18 protein-coding genes are annotated in these 19,679 nt (G+C 68.5%); 5 read left to right on the forward strand and 13 right to left on the reverse strand.

The features are described from left to right. Position 1: 1 nt before the first annotated feature. Positions 2 to 3,010 carry a glycosyl hydrolase family 28-related protein gene (locus tag ACQY9P_RS04495; protein ID WP_421736463.1) on the reverse strand — a complete coding sequence of 1,003 codons (3,009 nt, stop codon included), beginning with the start codon at positions 3,008 to 3,010 and terminating at the stop codon, positions 2 to 4. A gap of 160 nt (positions 3,011 to 3,170) precedes the next feature. On the opposite strand from ACQY9P_RS04495, the gene ACQY9P_RS04500 reads away from it, so the two are divergent. Continuing rightward, the gene (locus tag ACQY9P_RS04500) at positions 3,171 to 3,746 is read left to right on the forward strand and encodes a gluconokinase (RefSeq protein WP_421736462.1); all 576 of its coding nucleotides are present in this window, start codon (positions 3,171 to 3,173) and stop codon (positions 3,744 to 3,746) included. Here the strand turns inward: ACQY9P_RS04500 and ACQY9P_RS04505 are convergent. Further along, positions 3,735 to 4,412: a FadR/GntR family transcriptional regulator gene (locus ACQY9P_RS04505; protein ID WP_421736461.1), complete on the reverse strand. Its 678-nt coding sequence runs from the start codon at positions 4,410 to 4,412 to the stop codon at positions 3,735 to 3,737. The genes ACQY9P_RS04500 and ACQY9P_RS04505 overlap by 12 nt on opposite strands. 301 nt (positions 4,413 to 4,713) lie before the next feature. On the opposite strand from ACQY9P_RS04505, the gene ACQY9P_RS04510 reads away from it, so the two are divergent. After that, positions 4,714 to 4,971, forward strand: coding sequence for a helix-turn-helix domain-containing protein (locus ACQY9P_RS04510; protein ID WP_421736460.1), 258 nt, complete (start codon positions 4,714 to 4,716; stop codon positions 4,969 to 4,971). A gap of 5 nt (positions 4,972 to 4,976) precedes the next feature. On the opposite strand, the gene ACQY9P_RS04515 is transcribed toward ACQY9P_RS04510, so the two are convergent. Further along, complete coding sequence (locus ACQY9P_RS04515; RefSeq protein WP_421736459.1) at positions 4,977 to 7,016, reverse strand: putative bifunctional diguanylate cyclase/phosphodiesterase; 2,040 nt, start codon at positions 7,014 to 7,016, stop codon at positions 4,977 to 4,979. Positions 7,017 to 7,120: 104 nt separating this feature from the next. Further along, positions 7,121 to 7,621, reverse strand: coding sequence for a winged helix-turn-helix transcriptional regulator (locus tag ACQY9P_RS04520; protein ID WP_421736458.1), 501 nt, complete (start codon positions 7,619 to 7,621; stop codon positions 7,121 to 7,123). A 222-nt stretch (positions 7,622 to 7,843) separates the two neighbouring features. Here ACQY9P_RS04520 and ACQY9P_RS04525 point away from each other — a divergent pair, with 222 nt between their 5' ends. After that, the gene (locus tag ACQY9P_RS04525) at positions 7,844 to 9,034 is read left to right on the forward strand and encodes an acetyl-CoA C-acyltransferase (protein WP_421736457.1); all 1,191 of its coding nucleotides are present in this window, start codon (positions 7,844 to 7,846) and stop codon (positions 9,032 to 9,034) included. Positions 9,035 to 9,099: 65 nt separating this feature from the next. Then, on the forward strand, positions 9,100 to 9,369 hold the full coding sequence (locus ACQY9P_RS04530) for a GNAT family N-acetyltransferase (protein WP_421736456.1): 270 nt from the start codon (positions 9,100 to 9,102) through the stop codon (positions 9,367 to 9,369). A 160-nt stretch (positions 9,370 to 9,529) separates the two neighbouring features. Here ACQY9P_RS04530 and ACQY9P_RS04535 read toward each other — a convergent pair whose 3' ends face one another. Together ACQY9P_RS04535 and ACQY9P_RS04540 are read right to left on the reverse strand one after the other, a co-directional pair. Next, entirely contained in the window at positions 9,530 to 10,918 is a 1,389-nt protein-coding gene (locus ACQY9P_RS04535) for a M20/M25/M40 family metallo-hydrolase (protein WP_421736455.1), read from the reverse strand. Between the two features lie 131 nt (positions 10,919 to 11,049). Next, positions 11,050 to 11,613: an OmpA family protein gene (locus ACQY9P_RS04540; protein ID WP_421736454.1), complete on the reverse strand. Its 564-nt coding sequence runs from the start codon at positions 11,611 to 11,613 to the stop codon at positions 11,050 to 11,052. 497 nt (positions 11,614 to 12,110) lie between these two features. Here ACQY9P_RS04540 and ACQY9P_RS04545 point away from each other — a divergent pair, with 497 nt between their 5' ends. Continuing rightward, positions 12,111 to 12,542 (forward strand): DUF1801 domain-containing protein, encoded by a 432-nt coding sequence (locus tag ACQY9P_RS04545; protein ID WP_421736453.1) that lies wholly within the window; start codon positions 12,111 to 12,113, stop codon positions 12,540 to 12,542. On the opposite strand, the gene ACQY9P_RS04550 is transcribed toward ACQY9P_RS04545, so the two are convergent. The 7 genes from ACQY9P_RS04550 to ACQY9P_RS04580 form a co-directional block, all read right to left on the reverse strand. After that, positions 12,539 to 12,943, reverse strand: a complete 405-nt coding sequence (locus ACQY9P_RS04550) for a DUF6491 family protein (protein WP_421736452.1) — start codon at positions 12,941 to 12,943, stop codon at positions 12,539 to 12,541. The genes ACQY9P_RS04545 and ACQY9P_RS04550 overlap by 4 nt on opposite strands. 151 nt (positions 12,944 to 13,094) lie before the next feature. After that, positions 13,095 to 15,683: an ATP-dependent chaperone ClpB gene (gene clpB, locus ACQY9P_RS04555; protein ID WP_421736451.1), complete on the reverse strand. Its 2,589-nt coding sequence runs from the start codon at positions 15,681 to 15,683 to the stop codon at positions 13,095 to 13,097. Positions 15,684 to 15,791: 108 nt separating this feature from the next. Further along, positions 15,792 to 16,319 carry a helix-turn-helix transcriptional regulator gene (locus ACQY9P_RS04560; RefSeq protein WP_421736449.1) on the reverse strand — a complete coding sequence of 176 codons (528 nt, stop codon included), beginning with the start codon at positions 16,317 to 16,319 and terminating at the stop codon, positions 15,792 to 15,794. Beyond that, positions 16,319 to 16,954 carry a cytochrome b/b6 domain-containing protein gene (locus ACQY9P_RS04565; RefSeq protein WP_421736448.1) on the reverse strand — a complete coding sequence of 212 codons (636 nt, stop codon included), beginning with the start codon at positions 16,952 to 16,954 and terminating at the stop codon, positions 16,319 to 16,321. Before ACQY9P_RS04565 ends, ACQY9P_RS04560 begins: the two co-directional genes overlap by 1 nt. Next, entirely contained in the window at positions 16,951 to 17,229 is a 279-nt protein-coding gene (locus tag ACQY9P_RS04570; protein WP_421736447.1) for a PepSY domain-containing protein, read from the reverse strand. Before ACQY9P_RS04570 ends, ACQY9P_RS04565 begins: the two co-directional genes overlap by 4 nt. Positions 17,230 to 17,355: 126 nt before the next feature. Beyond that, on the reverse strand, positions 17,356 to 18,117 hold the full coding sequence (locus tag ACQY9P_RS04575; protein WP_421736446.1) for a M48 family metallopeptidase: 762 nt from the start codon (positions 18,115 to 18,117) through the stop codon (positions 17,356 to 17,358). A 188-nt stretch (positions 18,118 to 18,305) separates the two neighbouring features. Further along, positions 18,306 to 19,469 (reverse strand): DUF4167 domain-containing protein, encoded by a 1,164-nt coding sequence (locus ACQY9P_RS04580; protein ID WP_421736445.1) that lies wholly within the window; start codon positions 19,467 to 19,469, stop codon positions 18,306 to 18,308. Positions 19,470 to 19,679: the final 210 nt, after the last annotated feature.

A 19,679-nucleotide genomic window follows, 5' to 3' on the forward strand; every position in this document is an offset into this window, starting at 1 on the left:
ATCAGGGCGTGACCGCGTAGAGCGAATGGTGGGTCAGGACGAACAGCGTGCGGCGGTCCGGTCCGCCGAAGATCAGCTGCAACGGCCGCTCCGGCAGGTCGATATGTCCGGCCGACTGGCCGTCGGCCGCGTACTTGAAGACCTGGCCATTGGCCACGAACACCTGGCCCTGGCTGTCGACCGCGACGCTCTCGCCGCCCCGGTTGGCGAACACCTTCAGGTCGGTCAGGGCGCCGCCGGGCGCGATCTTGCCGCTATAGGTCCGGTTCTCGGAGCCGTTGGTGACGAACACGCGATCGCCCTGCCCCGCCCCGATCAGGCCATGGGTCTGCAGGGTGTCGGACCAGCGCCAGCCGACATGGTCGGGCGGACCCTGCTCCCACACGCGGAAGGCGGGCAGGACGAGGCTGCCGTCGGGCGAGACATATTCCGTCGCCTTGGGCGCGCCGGCGTCGCGGGCGAACATCTCGGCCAGGGTGGTGAAGTGGTCAGTCGCCGGATCATACTGATCCCTGAACTCGCCATTGTTCCACCAGTTGACCGGCAGCAGCGTGCTGGCGCCCGGACGCGACCCCGCCGGTGTAGCGGCGATCATCGTCATCTGGTCCTTGGGACCGGTCGGGTCGATCGAATAGACGCTGCCCTGGGGCCCATAGGAGGACAGCACCAGAAGCTTTCCCGAGCGGTCGACCGCCAGGTTCACCGGGTCCAGCGAATGGTCGCGCACCACCTCCAGGCCGTGCGCCTGCGTCCAGCGATAGATCCGCTGGAAGCGCCTTTCCACGAAGTAGAGCGCGCCGTCGGCGCCCACCGCCGCGCCCGAGATCGACCAGAAGCCGGTCTCCAGCCTACGCACCTTGCCGTCGTCCGCCGCCGGCGCCGGGACGGGCTTGTCGGTGACATCCAGCACCGCGAACTCGCGCTCGCGCGTCTCGACCTTGCGGGTCTTGTCCTGAATGGCGTTCTCGAACGGATACTTGCTGGCCCGCAGATAGGCGCCGCAGCCGCTGGCGCCGCACAGCGCCACACCGCTCTCGGCATTGATGTGGACATTGCGGAACCGGATGTCGGACGAATTGAACAGCTTCACCGCCGTCTCGGCCGGGTGGTACGACCGCGTCACCCTGTAGCCGTGGTAGTTGGCGAACAGGATATTGCGCGAGTTGCGGATTTCCAGCGACACCGCGTCGGGGCCGTCGCCGACCTCCTGCTCGGTCTGCGGGGCCAGGAATTCCCAGTTCTGCACGTTGTCGAGCACGAACTCGTTGCGCACGTGGTGCTCGACCGACACCTCGTAGATGTGGCCCGGCGTGCTGGTGTCGGAAATGTAGAAGCCGGCCGAGGCGAAGGTGTTGGGGCTCCAGACATTGGCGAAGGTCCCGCCGCCGCCATCGGTCACCCAGATGCTGGGGTATTGCGCGTCCCACCGACCGTCGGCCACCGGATCGCCGCTGCGCGCCTGGGCCGCGCCCAGCGATTTGCCGTCCATGGTCGGCGTGCCGCCGCCGCCCATGATCTTGACGTCCGTGACCTGCGAGGCCTCGCCCGACCGCCACAGCAGCGCCGAGGCGCGCGGATTGACCCGGCCGGTGAACAGCCCGATCCCGGCCAGCAGGTTGTCGCCACCGCGCGGCGTCTCGAGCATCGGCGCAACCGCGCCGACCCCGGCATGGCGCGGATTGTTGTCGGGGATGACCAGCTGGGTCAGGGCCGGGTGCAGCCCGATCAGCTGGGTGTCGGGCTTGAGCCGCAGGGTGTCGGTGATCTTGTAGAAGCCGATAGGCAGATACAGCACGCGGTGGCTGTCGATCGCGGCCTGCAGCGCGGCGGTGTCGTCGGTCTCTCCGTCGCCCTTGACCCCCAGGGTCTTGACGTTCGTCCAGGCGGCCACCGGCGGCAGCGCGCGGAGGGCCGGCGTCGCGGCGGGCGCTGCCGCCGTCAGGGCCGTGATCTCGGCCCGGGTCTCGTAGGCGCCGATCTGGCCCTGGCCCGGCAGGGTCAGGCCATAGGTGAAGGACGCCACGCGATAGTCGCGTCCCTTGCCGGCCACGGTCTTGGCGCTGTCGCGGAAGCGGGCGAACACCGGCGTGTTGGACGCCACGGCGTTGTCGAAGCCGACCTGGGTGAAGACGCTGTCCTCGGCCGAAATGACGACGGCGGCCTTGGAGACGTTCTCGAAGCGGACGTTCTTGCCCCACAGCGAGTCGCTGTAGCCGCGATCGATCTCGATCCCGACGGGCACGTTGCGCATGGCCACATTCACCAGGGTCAGGTCGACCTCGTGCTCGCGGATCGCCGCGTCGCGCTGGCCGTCGAAGGTGGAGTCCATCAGGGTGAACTGCCAGGCCGGCGAGGTCTTCTCGGTGACGATGCCATAGCGGCCGCCGTGGAAATGGACGTCTTCCATGACGTTGCCGGCCTGATAGACGCCGGCGAAGGCCGAGCCCAGGCGGAAGTCCATGTGGCTGAGGAAGGCGTGCTGGGCCATGCGGAACCGCACCCCGGCCGCGGCCGGGTTGCCGGCGCCGATCTCGATATCGACATTGCTCAGGGCCGAATAGAAGGTCCCGGAATTGGCGTCGCGGACCTCTTCCTTGGCGCCGACCGCCGTGGGAACCGGCACCGGAACCTTTCCGACCGCGTACTGGTCGCCGCCGGTGAACACGATCATCGTGCCCACGCCCTTCTGGAATCCGGGCGTGTTGGCGCCCAGCACGAACACCGGCCGCGTCGCGCCGACGCCGAAGATCCGAACGCCGGGCGGCACCAGGATGCTGCGGCTCAGGCGGTAGCGACCCGACGGCAGGAACACCACGCCATGGCCGGTCTTGTCGCGCGCCGAGTCGATGGCGCGCTGAACCGCGTCGGTGTCGTCGGCCCGGCCGTCGCCCACGCCCTTGACGCTGATCGCGCGCGGATCATCAGGAGCGGTGAGATAGACAGACCCGGTCCCGGCCATCGCGCCAGAGGCCGAAGCCAGGATCACCGCCGCCAGTATGACTACTCTCATGCCGCTTCCCTGATGCTTGCTCAACTACGGATAAGGCGTCGAAAGCGGGTCGCCATCCACGACCATGGTCGTAGTTCTCGCCATGTCGGCTTGGCCGTAAAAGCGGCGCTTGACCCGCCCGGCTGAACCTTCGGCCTCGCCCGCAAGACAAGGACGCCGTTTGCAGCCGCACCCCCGCCACGCCGGATCCGCGCCTGTCGCCATCATCATCATGGGGGTGAGCGGAAGCGGAAAGTCGACACTGGGCGCCGTTCTGGCCCAGGCGCTGGCGTGTCCGTTTCTGGACGGCGACGACTTTCACGACGCGGCGGCCATCGCCAAGATGAGCGCCGGCCAGCCCCTCACCGACGAGGACCGCTGGCCGTGGCTGGATCGGCTGGGCCGCGCCATGAGCCAGAGCCTGGCGGCGGGCGGCAGCGCGGTGGCGGCCTGCTCGGCCCTGCGGCGCAGCTATCGCGACCGCCTTCGCGCGGCCATCGCGGCGCCCACCCGGTTCGTGCTGCTGGACGCCAGCCCCGCCGAGCTCCAGCGCCGCCTTGATCACCGCAGCGATCACTACATGCCCGCCAGCCTGCTGGGCAGCCAGCTGGCCACGCTGGAGCGCCCGGGCGACGACGAGGCCGCCACCTTGCTCCCCGCCGGCGACTCGCCCCGCCAGCTGCGCGACGCCGCGCTGAGCTGGCTCAGGGCCACCGAAAGCCCGATCGACCGCGCCTCGCGGACCTCAGGGCATTAGACGCTTTCGCCCCTGGGACAGGTGCCAGCGCATCGCCAGGGCCGCGCCGTCGCCGTCCTGGGCGCGGATCGCCTCGACGATCATCTCATGCTCGCGCATCATCTCGCCAATGGCCTCCGGCGGCCGGGAGCGCGAGATGCCGACGCCGGCGCGCATGATCCGGTCGACGTCCGACTGCAGCGCCTCGAAGGCGATCAGGAAGGCGGGGTTGGCGGTGGCCAGCACGATGCGGCGGTGCAGCTCCATGTCCTCGACATGGGCCGGCGCGTTCGACAGCAGAGCGGCGCGCAGCTGGGCGAGACCCTCCTCGATGCTGGCCATCTCCTCGGCCGAGCGGCGCGCCGCCGCCAGCCGCGCCGCCTCGGCCTCGAGCACGAAGCGCACCTCGTAGCTTCCAAGCGTCGAGGGCAGCTCCGACAGCGGCATGTAGGCGCCCAGCTTGTCGGACGGACGGTTCTTGACGAAGGATCCCGCGCCGCGCCGGGCCTCGGTGATGCTGTCGGCCGCCAGTCGGACCAGCGCCTCGCGCACCACGGTGCGCGACATGCCAAAGATCTCCGCCAGGCGAGCCTCGGAGGGCAGACGATCGCCAACGGCCAGTCCGTCGGCGTTGATCATCTCCACGATCCCCGTATAGGCCCGGTCGGCCAAACGGCCTTCGCTCATCCATCGGTCTCCAGTTTGGTAGCGCCACCATCGCGCCGTTCGCGTCGCAGAGAAAGCGGCCGCCCGTCGCGCCGCTCAGGCGGCGAGGCCTGAAACGCAAACCTGTATGACAGATTTTGGCTCGACGCTCCCCATGTTGCGATGTTCACGCTCACATCGTCAAAATCACTTGAACTTGTCCAACAGATAGCGCTAACATCATCGAACACGACCCGAACCCGCCAGCGATCGGCGAGCAAAACAATCGGGCGTCGCGCCGTCGCAAGACGGGCGCATTGGGATGAAGCTGAGGGGATCAGGAATGACCACGACGGAAGTCCGCGTTATCGACCGGGATCTGGAGACGTTCGGCGGTCTCACGCCAACCCAGATGAAGGTGCTGGAAGGCGTCAATTCGGGGCTGCTGAACAAGCAGATCGCGTTCGACCTCGGCATCGCCGAGGCCACCGTCAAGGCCCACATGACGGCCCTGATGCGCAAGCTCAACGTTCACAACCGCACCCAGGCCGCGATCGCGGCCCAGGCCATGGTCCAGGGCGCGCGGTCCGCCGCGCGATAGACCGCCTAGCCCAGCCCCTGCAGGCCATCCTCGTCGAACCACAGCCGGGCCGCGCGCTGAGCGGCGCTCATCTTGGACGCGCCCCGCTTGGCGATGGCCATGGCGGCTTCCTGGGCCAGATAGTCAGCGACCAGCGTGGCCGGCATCGGACGGGCGAACCGATAGCCCTGCATGACCACGCCGCCCAGCGCGGCGACCTTTTCCAACTGTTCCTGGGTCTCGACGCCCTCGACGACACAGTCGATCCGCAGGTTGCGACACAGCTCCAGCACCGTCTTGACGATGTCCTCGCTGGGCCGGTGATGCTCGATGTCGGTGACGAAGCTGGCGTCGATCTTCAGCTTGTCCAGCGGCAGCAGCCGCACATGGCTGAGACTGGAATGGCCGGTGCCGAAATCGTCCAGCGCGGTGCGCACGCCCAGGGCGTGGAAGGTCGTCAGGGCGGCGCGAGCCTGGTCGAAGTCGCAGACGATGGCCGTTTCGGTGATCTCGAAGTCGATGCGATGCGGCGCGACCTGGCTCGCCAGCACGATCTCGACGATGCGGCTGACCGTCTCCATCGAGGCGATGTCGCGGGCCGACAGGTTGATCGACACCCGCATGTCCATCGGCCAGGCCCGCACCGCGGCCAGGGCCTTGGCGACCAGCACGCGGGTGATCTCGACGATCTGGCCCGAGCGCTCGGCGGCGTTGATGAACACGGTCGGCGCCACCTCGCCCAGCTCCGGGCTGGACCAGCGGGCCAGGGCCTCGAAGGCGATGGTGCGCTTGGCGGCGATGTCGACGATGGGCTGAAAATGGATGTGCATCTCCGCGTGCAGGTCGGCGCGGCGCAGGGCCTGCTCGACCCGTCCCAGTTCACGGATGTCGGCCTCGTGGCGCTCGTCGAACACGACGGCGCTCCCCTTCAGGTTCTGCTTGGCGTGATACAGCGCGTAGTCGGCCCGCTCGAACAGCTGGGCGCTGGTCTGGGCGCCGCTGGGGAACGAGCAGAAGCCGATCGAGCCGCCGACCTGGGCGGTGACACCGGGCAGGCGGCAGGGCGCTCGCAGCAGCTCGCACAGGTCGCGCCCCAGATCCCGCACCGCCTCAGGGCTCAGCGGCGCGTCGATGATCACGCCAAACTCGTCGCCGCCCAGCCGCGCCGCGAACAGCGGCGGCGAGCCGAAGGTCTCCAGCCGTCGGCCCACCTCGGTCAGCAGGCGGTCGCCGGTGGCGTGACCGAAGGCGTCATTGATCGGCTTGAAGCCGTCCAGGTCGATCACCCCGACGACAAGCCCGCGATTGTGCAGCTTGGCGCGCGCGACGTGAGCGTCCAGCTCGCTGAAGAAGCGGCGGCGGTTGGGCAGGCCCGTCAGGCTGTCCAGATTGGCCAGGCGATCATTTTCATCGCTCAGTTGCTGGGCGTGAACGGCCTTGTCGATCAGGGCCCCGCGCGACTCCACCAGGTCGGCGAACTCGCGATAGTGGATCAGCAGGATCACGATCATCACCGCCGCCACGATCAACACGTTCAGCGAGATGGCCTGGAACACCGGCTGGCCGGTCAGGGCGAAGAACAGGGTCATCGGACCCAGGACCAGGACGGTGACGGTCAGGGCGGCGGCCCGCATGTGCATCAGGCAGAAGATGCAGGCGATCACCGTGATCGCCATGTAGAAGGCCACGTGGCCCTTCTGATAGGCGTCGCCGTACGGGAAGAGCGACAGCGCCCACGCCGAGAACAGCACGGCCATTACGGCGGCGGCGCCCAACGTTCCGCCCAGCATCCTGGTGGCCCGGGCCAGATCCATCTCCTGCTCGCGCAGTCGCCACCAGCCGATCACCCGCCAGCCGCTGCCCAGGGTCAGCACCAGCGGGCCGCCGATGGTCAGATAGGCGGGCGCGGAATGGAAGTGCGTGGCGGCCAGCACAGCCGCGTTGACCAGCACGACCAGGTACATCATCGGCACCTGGCGGCGGAACGCCGTCGCCTGCGCGATCAGCAATTCCGGTCGTTCCTTCTGGATCGCGAAGAGTCCCGCGACTTTCTGGATAAGCGTCATCTATGCCTGCCCCCGGGCCGAGCGGCACGGTAGGAGAGCAAGACTAAATATTCTGTGTCTTCAATCTTGGCCGTGCGGGGCTGGGTCTGGCCACAGCCCGCGCGTTACTCGACGGCGACCTTCGCCGCTTCAAGCGCCTCACCCACGGTCTGGCCAGGGTCATCGATCTGGACGCGCTTGATGTCCCGACGGTCGACGATCTCGCCGCACGCCTCGCAGGCCATGCGCGGATGGAAGTCGCAGCCGCAGGTCTTGTGCACAAAGCGCACGGGCCTCTTGCCCACGCCATAGACGTGCTGGTCGCCCCACTCGGCCATGGTCAGCAGCACGGGGCTCAGATCCAGGCCCTTCTCGGTCAGCAGATATTCCTGGCGCGGCGGCCGCTCGGAATAGCGCCGGGCTTCCATCACGCCATGGGCCACCAGGGTCTTGAGGCGGGCGGCCAGGACGTTGCGGGCCACGCCCAGGCGCTCCTGCCACTGCTCGAAGCGCTTCACCCCGGCGAAGGCGTCGCGGAGGATCAGCAAGGTCCACGGATCGCCTACGACTTCGAGCGTGGCGGCGATGCTGCAGCGTTGGTTGGTGTAGTCGGCGGTGCGGCCCATGGGGCGAGGTTGGGGTGTTCCGCCGGGGAATGCAAGAGAGCGTTGCGTTTAAGGATGAACAGCATTAGTTTTTAATCACAACTGACTACCTCGGTTGCGCCTTGGGAGGCGATGGCCGATCCTTAGGGTTCGACATCGCCTCCCCTTTCCGCGAACCGCTTGCGCGGCAGCGCCAGGTCAGGGTTTATTCCACCCCTAATTGCCGCAATCTGGAGACCATCCATGTCCGCAGCCCATGATCCCGTCGTCATTGTTTCCTTCGCGCGCACCCCAATGGGCGGTTTTCAGGGCGCGCTGGGCGGGGTCAAGGCCACCGAACTGGGCGCGACGGCGGTGAAGGCGGCCATCGAACGGGCCGGCGTCTCCGGCGACCTGGTCGAGCAGATCTTCATGGGCTGCGTGTTGCCGGCGGGCCTGGGCCAGGCCCCCGCGCGCCAGGCCGCGATCGGCGCGGGCCTGCCCAAGTCGGTCGAGGCCACCACCGTCAACAAGATGTGCGGCAGCGGGATGCAGGCGGCCATCATGGCCCACGACGCCCTGGCGGCCGGCAGCGCCGAGATCATCGTGGCCGGCGGCATGGAGAGCATGACCGGGGCGCCCTACCTGATGACCAAGCACCGGGGCGGGGCCCGCATCGGCCACGACCAGATGTGGGACTCGATGTACCTCGACGGCCTGGAGGACGCCTACACCCCCGGCAAGCTGATGGGGGCCTTCGCCGAGGACTCGGCGGCGACCTACCAGTTCAGCCGCGAGGCCATGGACGACTACGCCACCCGGGGCCTGATGAAGGCCAGGGCGGCGATCCAGAGCGGCGCCTTCAAGGCCGAGATCACACCCGTGACCGTCACGACCCGCAAGGGAACGGAGGTCGTGGACCAGGACGAACAGCCGCTGAAGGCCGATCCGGCCAAGATCCCCACCCTGCGCCCGGCGTTCAGCCGCGACGGCGGCATCACGGCGGCCAACAGCTCGTCGATCAGCGACGGGGCGGCCGCCCTGGTGATGACCCGCCAGAGCGTCGCCGAACGGCTGGGCCTGCCGGTCATCGCCCGCGTCGTCAGCCACGCCGCCCACGCCCACGAGCCGGGCCTGTTCACCACCGCCCCCGTGCCCGCCATGCGCAAGGCGCTGAAGAAGGCCGGCTGGGACGTCGCCGACGTCGATCTGTGGGAGGTCAACGAAGCCTTTGCCGTGGTCGCCATGATCGCCCAGCAGGAGCTGGGCTTTGATCCCGACAAGCTGAACATCAACGGCGGCGCCTGCGCCCTGGGCCATCCGATCGGCGCCTCGGGCGCGCGGATCCTGTGCACCCTGATCTCGGCCCTGCAGGCCAGCGGCGGCAAGAAGGGCATGGCCTCGCTCTGCATCGGCGGCGGCGAAGCCACGGCTATGGCGGTGGAGCTGGTTTAGCCACGTCAACAGATGCTCCCCCTCTGGGGGAGGATCAGTTTGCCTCCACCTGCGTTGAGCATCCCATGACCGAAACCTTCCGCCACAACCCCGAACTGAGCCGCTACGAACTGGAGGTCGATGGCCTGCTGGCCGTGGCCGACTATCAGCGCAGCGGCCATCGCCTGGTGATCCCGCACGTCGAGGCCGACCCCGCCCTGCGCGGCAAGGGCGCGGCCGGGCGCCTGATGGAAGAGGTCGCCAGGACGGCGCGCGCCGAGGGCATGCGGATCACCCCGCTGTGCTCCTACGCGGCCGCCTGGCTGCAGCGGAACGATCCGGACCTGATCGCGTAACCCCCATAACCCGCTCTTCCCGGCGAAGGCCGGGACCCAGATTCAGCCTGAGTGTTTGGGGATGACGCGCCTTCTGACGGCGTTCGACCGCCCGGCTCTCCGGGTTCGATCTGGACCCCGGCTTTGGCTTCGCCGCCCTTCGGGTCGCCGGGGAGAGCGGTTATTTGGAGGCCGGAGTGGCCGCGGCCGGCGGCGGGCTCTCGAACGAGCCGGCGGGGCCCGGGAACACCACCGGGCTCTCCCAGCCGTCGGCCGTCACCGACGAGACGCCGAAGAACCAGTCGTCGATCACCACATCCTTCAGCGTCGCCGTGGTTCCGGTCGGGACCCAGCGGCTGTAGCGCCAGGTCGGATCGGTGGTGCCGCGCCACCAGACGCGGTGTCCGGCCGCGCCCGGCGTGGCGGTCCACGAGACCTTGGTGTCGGGGCTGACCGCGCCCTCGATCTTGACGCCCTGCGGCGGGGTCGGCGCCGAGGCCAGCGAGGCCATGGCCACGGTGTTCAGGCGGGTGACCTGGGCCAGATAGGCGAAGTCCACGCCCTCGATCACGTCGCCATAGGCCTTGCCGTTCTCGGTGCGCAGGTTCTGGTGCTGGCGGTCATAGTTCTCGGCCGCCTCGGTCACCCGAACGGCGGGATAGCCGGCTTCCAGCAGCGGCACCTGATCGCCGCCCCGGCCATAGCGGTCGGTGCGATAGACCATCACCACGTCGAAATTGGACAGGTAGCGGTCGGCCAGGCCGTCCAGGAACCGGGCCAGGTTGCGCGAGGGGCTGTCGACCTCGCCGCCGTTATAGCGCCGGCCGTTGGCCTGCTCGGGGGTCTCGACCGCCTTGGTGCCTTCCGAGAACACCCGCACCTGGGTGTTGTTCATCACCCCGCTCTGGCCGCGGCTGTTGCCGACGATGTCGTTGTTGAGGTCGGCCTCGACCTTCCAGCCATGCGCCCGGGCGTAGTCCGCCAGCACCTTGCCGCCCAGCAGCCCCTGCTCCTCGCCCGACAGCACCGCGAACACCAGGGTGGCGGGGAACCTGTGCTTGCTCAGCACCCGCGCCGCCTCGATCACGGCCGCCACGCCCGAAGCGTCGTCATTGGCGCCGGGGGCGTCGCTGGTGAAGTCCATCACGTCGGTGACGCGGCTGTCGATGTGGCCGGCGATCAGGATCACCCGGTCGGGATCGGTGGTCCCCTTCTGGATGGCCAGCACGTCCATGACCTCGGTCGGATTGGGCACGCGGCGGCCGGTCACGGTTTGCGAGGGCGTCTCCACCGTCAGGCAACCGCCGCAGTCCTTGCTGATCGCCTCGAACCGGCCCTTGGCCCAGCGCCGCGCCGCGCCGATGCCACGCGTCTCCGACCTGGTGTCCGACAGGGTATGGCGGGTGCCAAAGCCCACCAGCGACCTGATCGTGCTCTCCAGCGCCCTGGGATCGACGTCGGCGGCGACGGCTCGCAGCAAAGGCTGGTCGGTGGACGGCGCGGGGATCTCGGCGGCGAGGGCGGGAGAGGCCAGCAACAGACCGGCGGCGAGGACGAGGGGCAGACGCATGGCGACTCCGGGAAAACCGAGGGCCGGACGTTGCCGTTGCTTCAGCCTTGCAGCAAGGCCTTACCGCCCAGATCTTCGCACTCGCCGAGAGGCTTGCCGGCGCGGTACGCACGCTCGCGCCGGCAAAGTCCTTACGACAGAACCATCACCACGACCCGGCGGTTCTGGGCGCGACCTTCGCGGGTGTCGTTGCCGGCCACCGGGGCGTCCTCGCCATACGAGATGGTCGACATGCGGTTGAGGGCGATGCCCTGCTTGCTGAGGAACTTGCGCACCGCTTCGGCGCGCTTTTCGCCCAGGCTGTCGTTGTAGTCCGGCTGGCCGACATTGTCGGTGTGGCCCTGGATTTCCAGATAGACGTTCTTGTTCTCGCCCTTGAGCTTGTCGGCGAACTCGGTGAGCCGCTGCTCGGCTTCCGGCGACAGGTCGGCGGCGTTGAGCGGGAACTTCACCGAATCGTCCGACAGCACCATCGAGTACATGAACTTGCCCTCGGCCAGCTTGCCGGCGGCGGTGGCGCGTTCGAGGGCTTCGCGGGAGGTCTTGTCCAGCGCGCCGATCTGGGCGCCGTGCTCGGTGACCTGGGTCTGCACGCCGCCGACCTTGGTCTTCACATAGTCCTTGGTGGCGCAGCCGCTGACGGCAAGGCCGCCCATGACCAGCGCGCAGGCGGTGGCCATTTTCAGGGTTCTCATCATCGGTTTTCGTCTCGTCCGTTGATCCGGTGGCGCCTCCAGGAGCGCCGACCGAGGAACCCGCCAGCTTATCAGGGCGAAAAATAGGCCAGTTCTGGGCCTCGCGGCGCCAAGCTAGGCCATGAAAATCAATGACTTCTATTACCCCGCGCAAGCGCACGCGCCGCGATCTGGTTCCCGGATTTTTTAACTCGAGTTTGTCGGCGCCGACGACCGACACGAAAGTTATCCACAGGCCCGGCGCCTGAATTCTCTCGTTTGACGCGGCCAACGGAAGTAGCGCGGCCCGCACGGAAAGGGGGCTCCCTGACCGCGAGCCTCTGACACAAAGCGCGGGGGCAGACCCGGCCTATCCTCGCTCTTTGCGAGACGCCTTTATTTGATATCTCGACATCCGCGAGGACGCTCCGCTTGATGAGGCCCAGTTCGGCGGCTGGGGAAGCAAGCCAGTCAACTGCCGGGTCATAGCCTGTGAACCCTCAGCACGAGGTGGGATCATGATGAAGTTGAGCGATATCGAGACGGCCCTGGTCGCCGCGGGCGAGCCGCCCTCCCGGCTGATCGACGCCCGGATCGAGGGGCTGGGCGGCTGGCGGGGCGAGACCCTGGCCCGGCTTCGCGCGCTGATCCTGCGGGCCGATCCCGACGTGGTCGAGGCCTGGAAGTGGAACGTGCCGGTGTGGGAGCACGCCGGCATTGTCTGCACAGGCGAGGTCTACAAGGCCGCCGTGAAGCTGACCTTCCCCAAGGGCGCGGCGCTGGAGGATCCTTCCGGGCTTTTCAATTCCAGCCTCGAAGGCGCCGCGCGCCGGGCGATCGATTTCCGCGATGGCGAGACGATCGACGAGGAGGCCTTCAAGGCGCTGATCCGCGCGGCGGTGGCGCTGAACACCGCGAGCAAGGCCGGGAAGACGTCGAAGGCCCCCTAGGGTCGAGCCTTCTTCGGCAGGGCCGCGATCTCCTCGGGGCTCAGCTTGCGGATGCTCGACACCGGACAGGTCTGCAGGCCGGGCCCCGCGTCGCGCGTCACGACATCGACACCGGAGAGGCCACCCTCGCAGATGAACGACCCGCCCCGCGAGACCAGCGCGAGGGAATGCACCCACGACAGATCGAAGCAGTTGCCGAACATTTCCAGCCGATAGACGTCTCGCACTCCGACCCGGACATAAAGGTTCTGGTCATCGACAGCGGCGAAGTTGTTGACGCTGCGGGCGGGAAAACAGGCGCGCTGGGCCTTGGGCGGCTTGGACATCCTGGCCGGCTCGGCCGCGTGGGCGACGGTGGCGAGGCCGACGGCGGCGATCAGGGTCAGAAGCGTTCGTTTCATGCGGTGTCTCCCGAAGCGTCTGCGCCAATCATGATGCTCCCCTTTTGGAGAAGCGTCGCCCCCGGGGATGACGTCCAAAAATGTCATCCCGGCTCGGCGCGCTAAGCACTGGCCGGGATGACATCCGTTGTCGGTCGTAGGTCTCCAAGCCTTACTGCAGCACGGCCTTGCCGATGTTGAGCTGACCGTCCTGGACGCCGACGGCGATCACGCCGCCGTCTTCCAGCTCGCCGGCCAGCAGCCGCTTGGCGATGGGGTCGACCAGTTCCTTCTGGATCACGCGCTTGAGCGGGCGCGCGCCATAGACCGGGTCGTAGCCCTTCTCGCCCAACCAGGCCAAGGCCTCGGCGTCGATGGCCAGGGTCATGCGGCGGTCGGCCAGCAGCTTCTCGACGCGTTGCAGCTGGATGCGGACGATGTCGGCCATGTTCGCCCGGCCCAGCCGCTTGAACAGGATGATCTCGTCGATCCGGTTGAGGAACTCGGGGCGGAAGTGGCCGCGCACCACGTTCATCACCTGCGGCCGCACCGCGTCCACGTCTTCCCCGTCTTCCTGGTTGGCCAGGTATTCGGAGCCGAGGTTGCTGGTCATGATGATCAGCGTGTTGCGGAAGTCGACCGTGCGGCCCTGGCCGTCGGTCAGGCGACCGTCGTCCAGTACCTGCAGCAGCACGTTGAACACGTCAGGGTGAGCCTTCTCGACCTCGTCGAACAGCACCACCTGATACGGACGCCGACGCACGGCTTCCGTCAGCGCGCCGCCTTCATCGTAGCCGACATAGCCGGGAGGGGCCCCGATCAGGCGGCTGACCGAGTGCTTTTCCATGTATTCCGACATGTCCATCCGGGTGATGGCGTGCTCGTCGGCGAACATGAACTCGGCCAGGGCCTTGGTCAGCTCGGTCTTGCCCACGCCCGTCGGGCCCAGGAACAGGAAGCTGCCGATCGGACGCGAGGGGTCCTGAAGGCCGGCCCGCGCGCGGCGCACCGCGTCGGAGACGGCTTCCAGGGCCTCGTCCTGACCCACCACGCGGGCGCGCAGGGCCAGCTCCATCTGCAGCAGCTTCTCGCGCTCGCCTTCCAGCATCTTCTCGACCGGAACCCCGGTCCAGCGGCTGACCACGGCGGCGATCTGCTCGGCGTCGACGACCTCGGGGGTCAGCGACTTCTGGGCGGCGCCATCGACGGACTCGGCCTGGGCCAGGCGGGCTTCCAGGGCCGGGATCTCGCCATACTGGATCTGGCCGGCGCGGGCGAAGTCGCCGGCGCGCTGGGCGGCGGCCAGGTCGGCGCGCAGACGGTCGAGGGCTTCACGCGCTTGCGCGGCCCCGCCCACCTTGTCCTTCTCGGCCTTCCAGCGGGCGGTCATGTCGTCGGACTGGCCCTGCAGGTCGTCGATTTCGTCTTCCAGCTTTTCCAGGCGCTGACGCGAGGCCGGATCGGTTTCCTTGCTCAGGGCCTCGCGCTCGATCTTCAGCTGCACCAGGCGGCGGTCGATCTCGTCCAGTTCTTCCGGCTTGGAGTCGATGGCCATCCGCACGCGGCTGGACGCCTCGTCGATCAGGTCGATGGCCTTGTCGGGCAGGAAGCGGTCGGCGATGTAGCGGTTGCTCAGCGTGGCGGCGGCGACGATGGCCGAGTCCGAGATGCGCACCCCGTGGTGGACCTCGTACTTCTCCTTCAGGCCGCGCAGGATCGAGACGGTGTCCTCCACCGTCGGCTCGCTGACAAACACCGGCTGGAAGCGACGGGCCAGGGCCGCGTCCTTCTCGACGTGCTTGCGGTACTCGTCCAGCGTGGTGGCGCCCACGCAGTGCAGTTCGCCGCGCGCCAGGGCGGGCTTGAGCAGGTTGGAGGCGTCCATCGCCCCGTCGCCCTTGCCCGCGCCCACCAGGGTGTGCATCTCGTCGATGAACAGGATGATCGAGCCTTCGGCGGCCGTGGTCTCGTTCAGGACCGCCTTGAGGCGCTCCTCGAACTCGCCGCGATACTTCGCGCCGGCGATCAGGCTGCCCATGTCCAGCGACAGCAGGCGCTTGTCCTTCAGGCTCTCGGGCACATCGCCATTGACGATGCGCAGGGCCAGGCCCTCGACGATGGCGGTCTTGCCGACGCCGGGCTCGCCGATCAGCACGGGATTGTTCTTGGTGCGGCGGCTCAGCACCTGGATCGTGCGGCGGATCTCTTCGTCGCGTCCGATCACGGGGTCCAGCTTGCCGTCGCGGGCGGCCTGGGTCAGGTCGCGGGCATAGCGCTTGAGCGCCTCATAGCCTTCCTCGGCATTGGCGCTGTCGGCGGTGCGGCCCTTGCGGATCGAGTTGGCGGCGTCTTCCAGCCCCTTGGGCGTGACGCCGGCGTCCTTCAGCAGCTTGGCGACGTCGCCGCCTTCCTTGGCGATGGCGATCAACAGGCGCTCGGTGGTGACGAAGGCGTCGCCGGCCGCCTTGGCGCCCTTTTCGGCCTCGGCGAACACCCGGGCGGTGTCGGGCTTCATGTAGAGCTGACCGCCCGCGCCGTCGACGCGGGGCGTCTTGGCCAGCAAGGCGTCCACGGCCTTGTCGACCACGTCGGGCCGACCGCCGGCGCTCTGGATCAGGGCGCCGCTGAGGCCGTCCTTTTCCTCGAGCAGGACCTTCAGCACGTGTTCGGGTCCAAGTTGCTGATGGCCGCGGGCCAGAGCCAGGCTCTGGGACGATTGCACGGCCTGCTTGGCGCGGTCGGAATACAGATCGATGTTCATGATGTCCCCTTCTAGGCGGATCGCGAGCCATCGCCTTGATCAAGCACAACGCCTCGCAAGTCCGATGTAGGTGTGGCTGGTTTGTCACACAAGGGGTCGGACGCCGCCTTAGGAGGCCTCGGGCAAAATCACCGGCGTGGTCATCAGATCTTCCAGGAACAGGCTGGCAAGGGCCGAGCGCGAATTGACCCCGGCCTTCTCGTAGACCCGCGCCAGTTGGGCGCGCACGGTGCCGGCCGCCGAGCCCCGCAGGACCGCGATCTCGGCCACGTCGAACCCCTTGAGCGCGAAGACCGCCACGTCGGCCTCGGCCGGGGTCAGACGCCATTCGCGGAACCGCTGGGCGGCCACCTCGCTCAGGGCGCCGGCGGCCACCGCCAGGGCCGCCTGCCTGCGTCGGCCGTCGGTCCACATCCGTCGCACCAGCAGCGCCCCGACGGCCACGCCGCCCAGCAGGGCCAGGGCGATGATCGCCTCGATCACGATATGGGGGCTGGGCCCGGCGTTGCGGATATCGGCCAGGGCGTCGCCGATGAAGAACACGGCCGCCACCGCCTGCACGGCGACAACGAAGGAGACCGCCGGGGCCAGGCGGTCTCCCAAGACTGTACGGGACTTGGTGGGTCGGTGGGCCATCAAGGCTCCTTGGACTTTCCCTTTCCGCCTATCATCGACAGCACGATCTGACGACCGCTGCGGCGTGTCTCGAACGCGACGCCCAGCAGATGCAGCGCCGCCAGGGCCAGCAGCAGGTTGGCCGCGATCTCGTGGACCTCCTCGGCGATCTCGCCGCCTTCTCCGCCTTCCTCTCCCTCGCCGGCTTCCTCGCCCTCCTCAGCTGGGGCTGAAGACGTCGCGACGGCCGCCGGCCGCTCGCCGCCCTCGGCATGAACCCTGGGCGGAAAGCCGGTCATGGCGATCCCGCTGGCGATGACCACCGCCAGGGTCGCCCACAGGGCATAGGCCATCAGGGCGCCCAGCGGATTGTGCGACCGGTGGGAGACATGTCGTCCGGCCAGGATGTCGCGCACATGCTCGACCGCCCGGCGCGGACTGGGCGGGAAGGACGTGAACCGCGCCTCGACTGGACCGATGAAGCCCCAGGCCAGCCGCAGGGCCAGCAAGGCGGCCAGCGCCAGGCCGATCCAGACGTGGATCTGGGACCCACCCTCGGTCACCAGGCGGTTGATGACCACCGCCGCCGCGATCCCCCAGTGCGTGATCCGCACCAGGGGATCCCAGCGACGCGTTGCGTGAACCGCGCCGCTCATTGGCGCTCACCCCGACCCTTGCGGGCCTCGACCTTGAGCACCTTGCCGGTCTTGGCCTCGGCGAGGATTTCCAGCCGCTCCTCGCCCTTGACGGCCTTGATCTCCAGCCGCCCGTGCTCGGCTTCAAATTCGGTGAGGCGATAGCCCTGGGCGGCCAGGCTGGCCTCGGCCCGGGGCCTGTCGGGCCCGATCACCTCGCCCAGGCGAGGCTGGGCCAAGGCGGGTTGGGCGAGGGTCAGGGTCAGGATGGGTAGGGCGATGAAAAGACCGCGCATGGGAACCTCCGTCTGTTGCGACGGGGATCAGGAACGGCGCGGACGGGGCCGTGACCATTGACCGGGCGCTTACGGCCCGGCGGATAAGCACCTGCTTACGACGGACGCCACACGCTCAAGAAGGCCTCACCAGCCCTTGCTGGAGATATAGGCCTGCAGGGCCGCGATCCGCGAGGCGTCCGACGGGTGGGTCGAGGCGATCTCGGGCTTGCCGGCCCCGCCGCCCTGGGCCTGCATCTTGCGCCACAACACGACGGACTCGCGCGGCTGGTAGCCGGCCCGCTGCATGTAGTCGACGCCCAGGCGGTCGGCCTCGAGCTCATGCTGACGCGAGAACGGTAGCAGGAACAGGTACTGGCTGGCGTCGTCGCCATAAGACTTCAGTCCGCGACCGAAATCGGTGGAGGTTCCCGCCGCCGCCCCGGCCACGCCCAGCAGGATCTTGGAGGTCATGGTCTGGGAATAGCGCTCGGCGGCGTGCTGGGCGACGACGTGGCCCGCCTCGTGGCCGATCACGGCGGCCAGCTGGTCGTCATTGTCGACCAGGTCCAGCAGCCCCACGGTGACGCCGACGTGTCCGCCGGGCAGCACGAAGGCGTTGGGCGCCTCGTCCAGCAGGACCACATAGTCCCACGGCCGACCGCCCAGGCCGGCGGCGGTGACCACCCGCTGCCCCACGGACTGCACCCGAGCGTTGCGCTTGGGATCGCTGGACAGCAGGCCGGTCTTCAGGGTCTGGGCCCAGGCCTTCTCGCCCTGGGCGGCCAGGCCGGAGTCCTTGACGATCAGCAGCTGGTCGCGCCCCAGATCGGCGTTATAGGCGCAGCCCGCCAGGGGCGCGGCCAGGGCCAGGGCGATCAGCGGAGGCAGGCGGAGACGAAAGGTCATGGTCTGGCTTCGATAGGAGACGAACGCGACACAACCTTATCTCCGCTGCAAAGCTTGCGCGCAACCGGGACCAGGGCCGGGACGACCTCGGGCGCTCCATCGGAAATGGCCGGGCGCCGGCGCGCGGACCGCCAAAGAAAAAGGAGCCGCTTTCACGGCTCCTTTTGAAACGCGGCGGAAGGCGCGGATCAGGCGTCTTCGGATCCCGTGGCGGGCGGCGCGCCTTCGCCGCCTTCGAAGCTGCGCGGGGCGCGGCGACGACGGGGCTTCTTTTCTTCGCCTTCGGCGGCGGCCGGAGCCGGCGACTCGACGGCCGAGGAACGGCCCAGGAAGGCCGGCGCGTGGCTGACGTCGCCGCCCTGGCCGCGCAGCATGGGCGAACCCTCGCTGGCGGAAGACGGGCTGGTCAGCGGCGTGGCCTGCGGCTCGATCACGGCCATCGGATCGCGGTCGCGATCACGCGGCGCGCGGCGCGGGGCGCGTTCGCGGCGGGTCTCGGCCTGCGGCTCGGCGGCGGCCTCGACAGCGACAGCGGCCGGACGCTCTTCGCGCGGACGTTCGTCACGGGCCGGACGGTCGTCGCGGAAGCGGTCTTCGCGAGGCCGGTCATCCCTCGGACGGTCGTCACGGGGACGGTCATCACGGGGGCGATCGTCGCGGGGGCGGTCTTCCCTGGGGCGGTCATCGCGCGGGCGATCGTCACGAGGGCGGTCATCGCGGGGACGGTCGTCACGAGGACGGTCGTCGCGGGGGCGGTCATCGCGGTCGCGCCAGCGGTCGCGGCGACCTTGGCCCTGCCCCTGGCCGCCCTGGTTATTGTCGAAACGATCGCGGTTCTGGCCGTCGCGGGGACGGTCGTCGCGCTGGCGATCTTCGCGGGGACGATCGTCACGGGGGCGATCATCGCGCTGGCGGCCTTCGAAGCGGTCGCGGTTGTCGCGCTGGCCTTCGCCCTCGCCGCCCTCATTGCCGTCGGCGGCGGGCGCCTCGGGGGTCTCGGGGGCTTCCTCGGGCTCGGCCTCGAAGTCGATCTCGTAGGCTGAATAGGCGTCCTTGCCGATGATGTCGCTGACGGGGCGATTCGGCTGGATGGCGCGCAGGACGCGGAAATAGTGCTCCGCGTGCTGCAGGTAGTTCTCGGCCAGAACCCGGTCGCCGGACGAAGAGGCGTCGCGGGCCAGCTGCTGGTACTTCTCGTAAACGCTCTGGGCCGCGCCGCGCACCTTCACGCCCTCGGGGCCGTTCGAATCGAAGGCCCGGTTGGCGTTGTGCTGCTGAGGCTTGCCGCCGGTATTGCCGCCGCCGCGATTGTTGCGGCCGCGCTGGCGCTTCATGCCCTTGAAATCTCTCATGGTCTTCTTCTGAACCTGTCCGGCGGTCAGTCTGTGCTGCGCGTCCGGCCTTGTTGGTCTCTAGGCGGGTCGAACCCTGAAAGGTCTCGAGACACTGGTTTCCGTAGAGCCCCCATCCTGGTTCTGGCGCGGCGACCGGCTTGAGACCGTGCGCACCTGCCGGAGGAGCTTTACGACCGTCATCGACGATCGCTTTTCCCGTCACCCGGC

The sequence above is a fragment of the Caulobacter sp. genome (genome assembly GCF_965279145.1).
In the GTDB taxonomy this organism is placed as follows: Bacteria; Pseudomonadota; Alphaproteobacteria; order Caulobacterales; family Caulobacteraceae; genus Caulobacter.

Bases quoted from the DNA above. Each gene is read 5' to 3' on its own strand.
- ACQY9P_RS04495 (WP_421736463.1), bottom strand. From the start codon at position 3,010: ATGAGAGTAGTCATACTGGCGGCGGTGATCCTGGCTTCGGCCTCTGGC.
- ACQY9P_RS04505 (WP_421736461.1), bottom strand. From the start codon at position 4,412: ATGAGCGAAGGCCGTTTGGCCGACCGGGCCTATACGGGGATCGTGGAG.
- ACQY9P_RS04510 (WP_421736460.1), top strand. From the start codon at position 4,714: ATGACCACGACGGAAGTCCGCGTTATCGACCGGGATCTGGAGACGTTC.
- ACQY9P_RS04515 (WP_421736459.1), bottom strand. From the start codon at position 7,016: ATGACGCTTATCCAGAAAGTCGCGGGACTCTTCGCGATCCAGAAGGAA.
- ACQY9P_RS04520 (WP_421736458.1), bottom strand. From the start codon at position 7,621: ATGGGCCGCACCGCCGACTACACCAACCAACGCTGCAGCATCGCCGCC.
- ACQY9P_RS04525 (WP_421736457.1), top strand. From the start codon at position 7,844: ATGTCCGCAGCCCATGATCCCGTCGTCATTGTTTCCTTCGCGCGCACC.
- ACQY9P_RS04530 (WP_421736456.1), top strand. From the start codon at position 9,100: ATGACCGAAACCTTCCGCCACAACCCCGAACTGAGCCGCTACGAACTG.
- ACQY9P_RS04535 (WP_421736455.1), bottom strand. From the start codon at position 10,918: ATGCGTCTGCCCCTCGTCCTCGCCGCCGGTCTGTTGCTGGCCTCTCCC.
- ACQY9P_RS04540 (WP_421736454.1), bottom strand. From the start codon at position 11,613: ATGAGAACCCTGAAAATGGCCACCGCCTGCGCGCTGGTCATGGGCGGC.
- ACQY9P_RS04545 (WP_421736453.1), top strand. From the start codon at position 12,111: ATGATGAAGTTGAGCGATATCGAGACGGCCCTGGTCGCCGCGGGCGAG.
- ACQY9P_RS04550 (WP_421736452.1), bottom strand. From the start codon at position 12,943: ATGAAACGAACGCTTCTGACCCTGATCGCCGCCGTCGGCCTCGCCACC.
- clpB (WP_421736451.1), bottom strand. From the start codon at position 15,683: ATGAACATCGATCTGTATTCCGACCGCGCCAAGCAGGCCGTGCAATCG.
- ACQY9P_RS04560 (WP_421736449.1), bottom strand. From the start codon at position 16,319: ATGGCCCACCGACCCACCAAGTCCCGTACAGTCTTGGGAGACCGCCTG.
- ACQY9P_RS04565 (WP_421736448.1), bottom strand. From the start codon at position 16,954: ATGAGCGGCGCGGTTCACGCAACGCGTCGCTGGGATCCCCTGGTGCGG.
- ACQY9P_RS04570 (WP_421736447.1), bottom strand. From the start codon at position 17,229: ATGCGCGGTCTTTTCATCGCCCTACCCATCCTGACCCTGACCCTCGCC.
- ACQY9P_RS04575 (WP_421736446.1), bottom strand. From the start codon at position 18,117: ATGACCTTTCGTCTCCGCCTGCCTCCGCTGATCGCCCTGGCCCTGGCC.
- ACQY9P_RS04580 (WP_421736445.1), bottom strand. From the start codon at position 19,469: ATGAGAGATTTCAAGGGCATGAAGCGCCAGCGCGGCCGCAACAATCGC.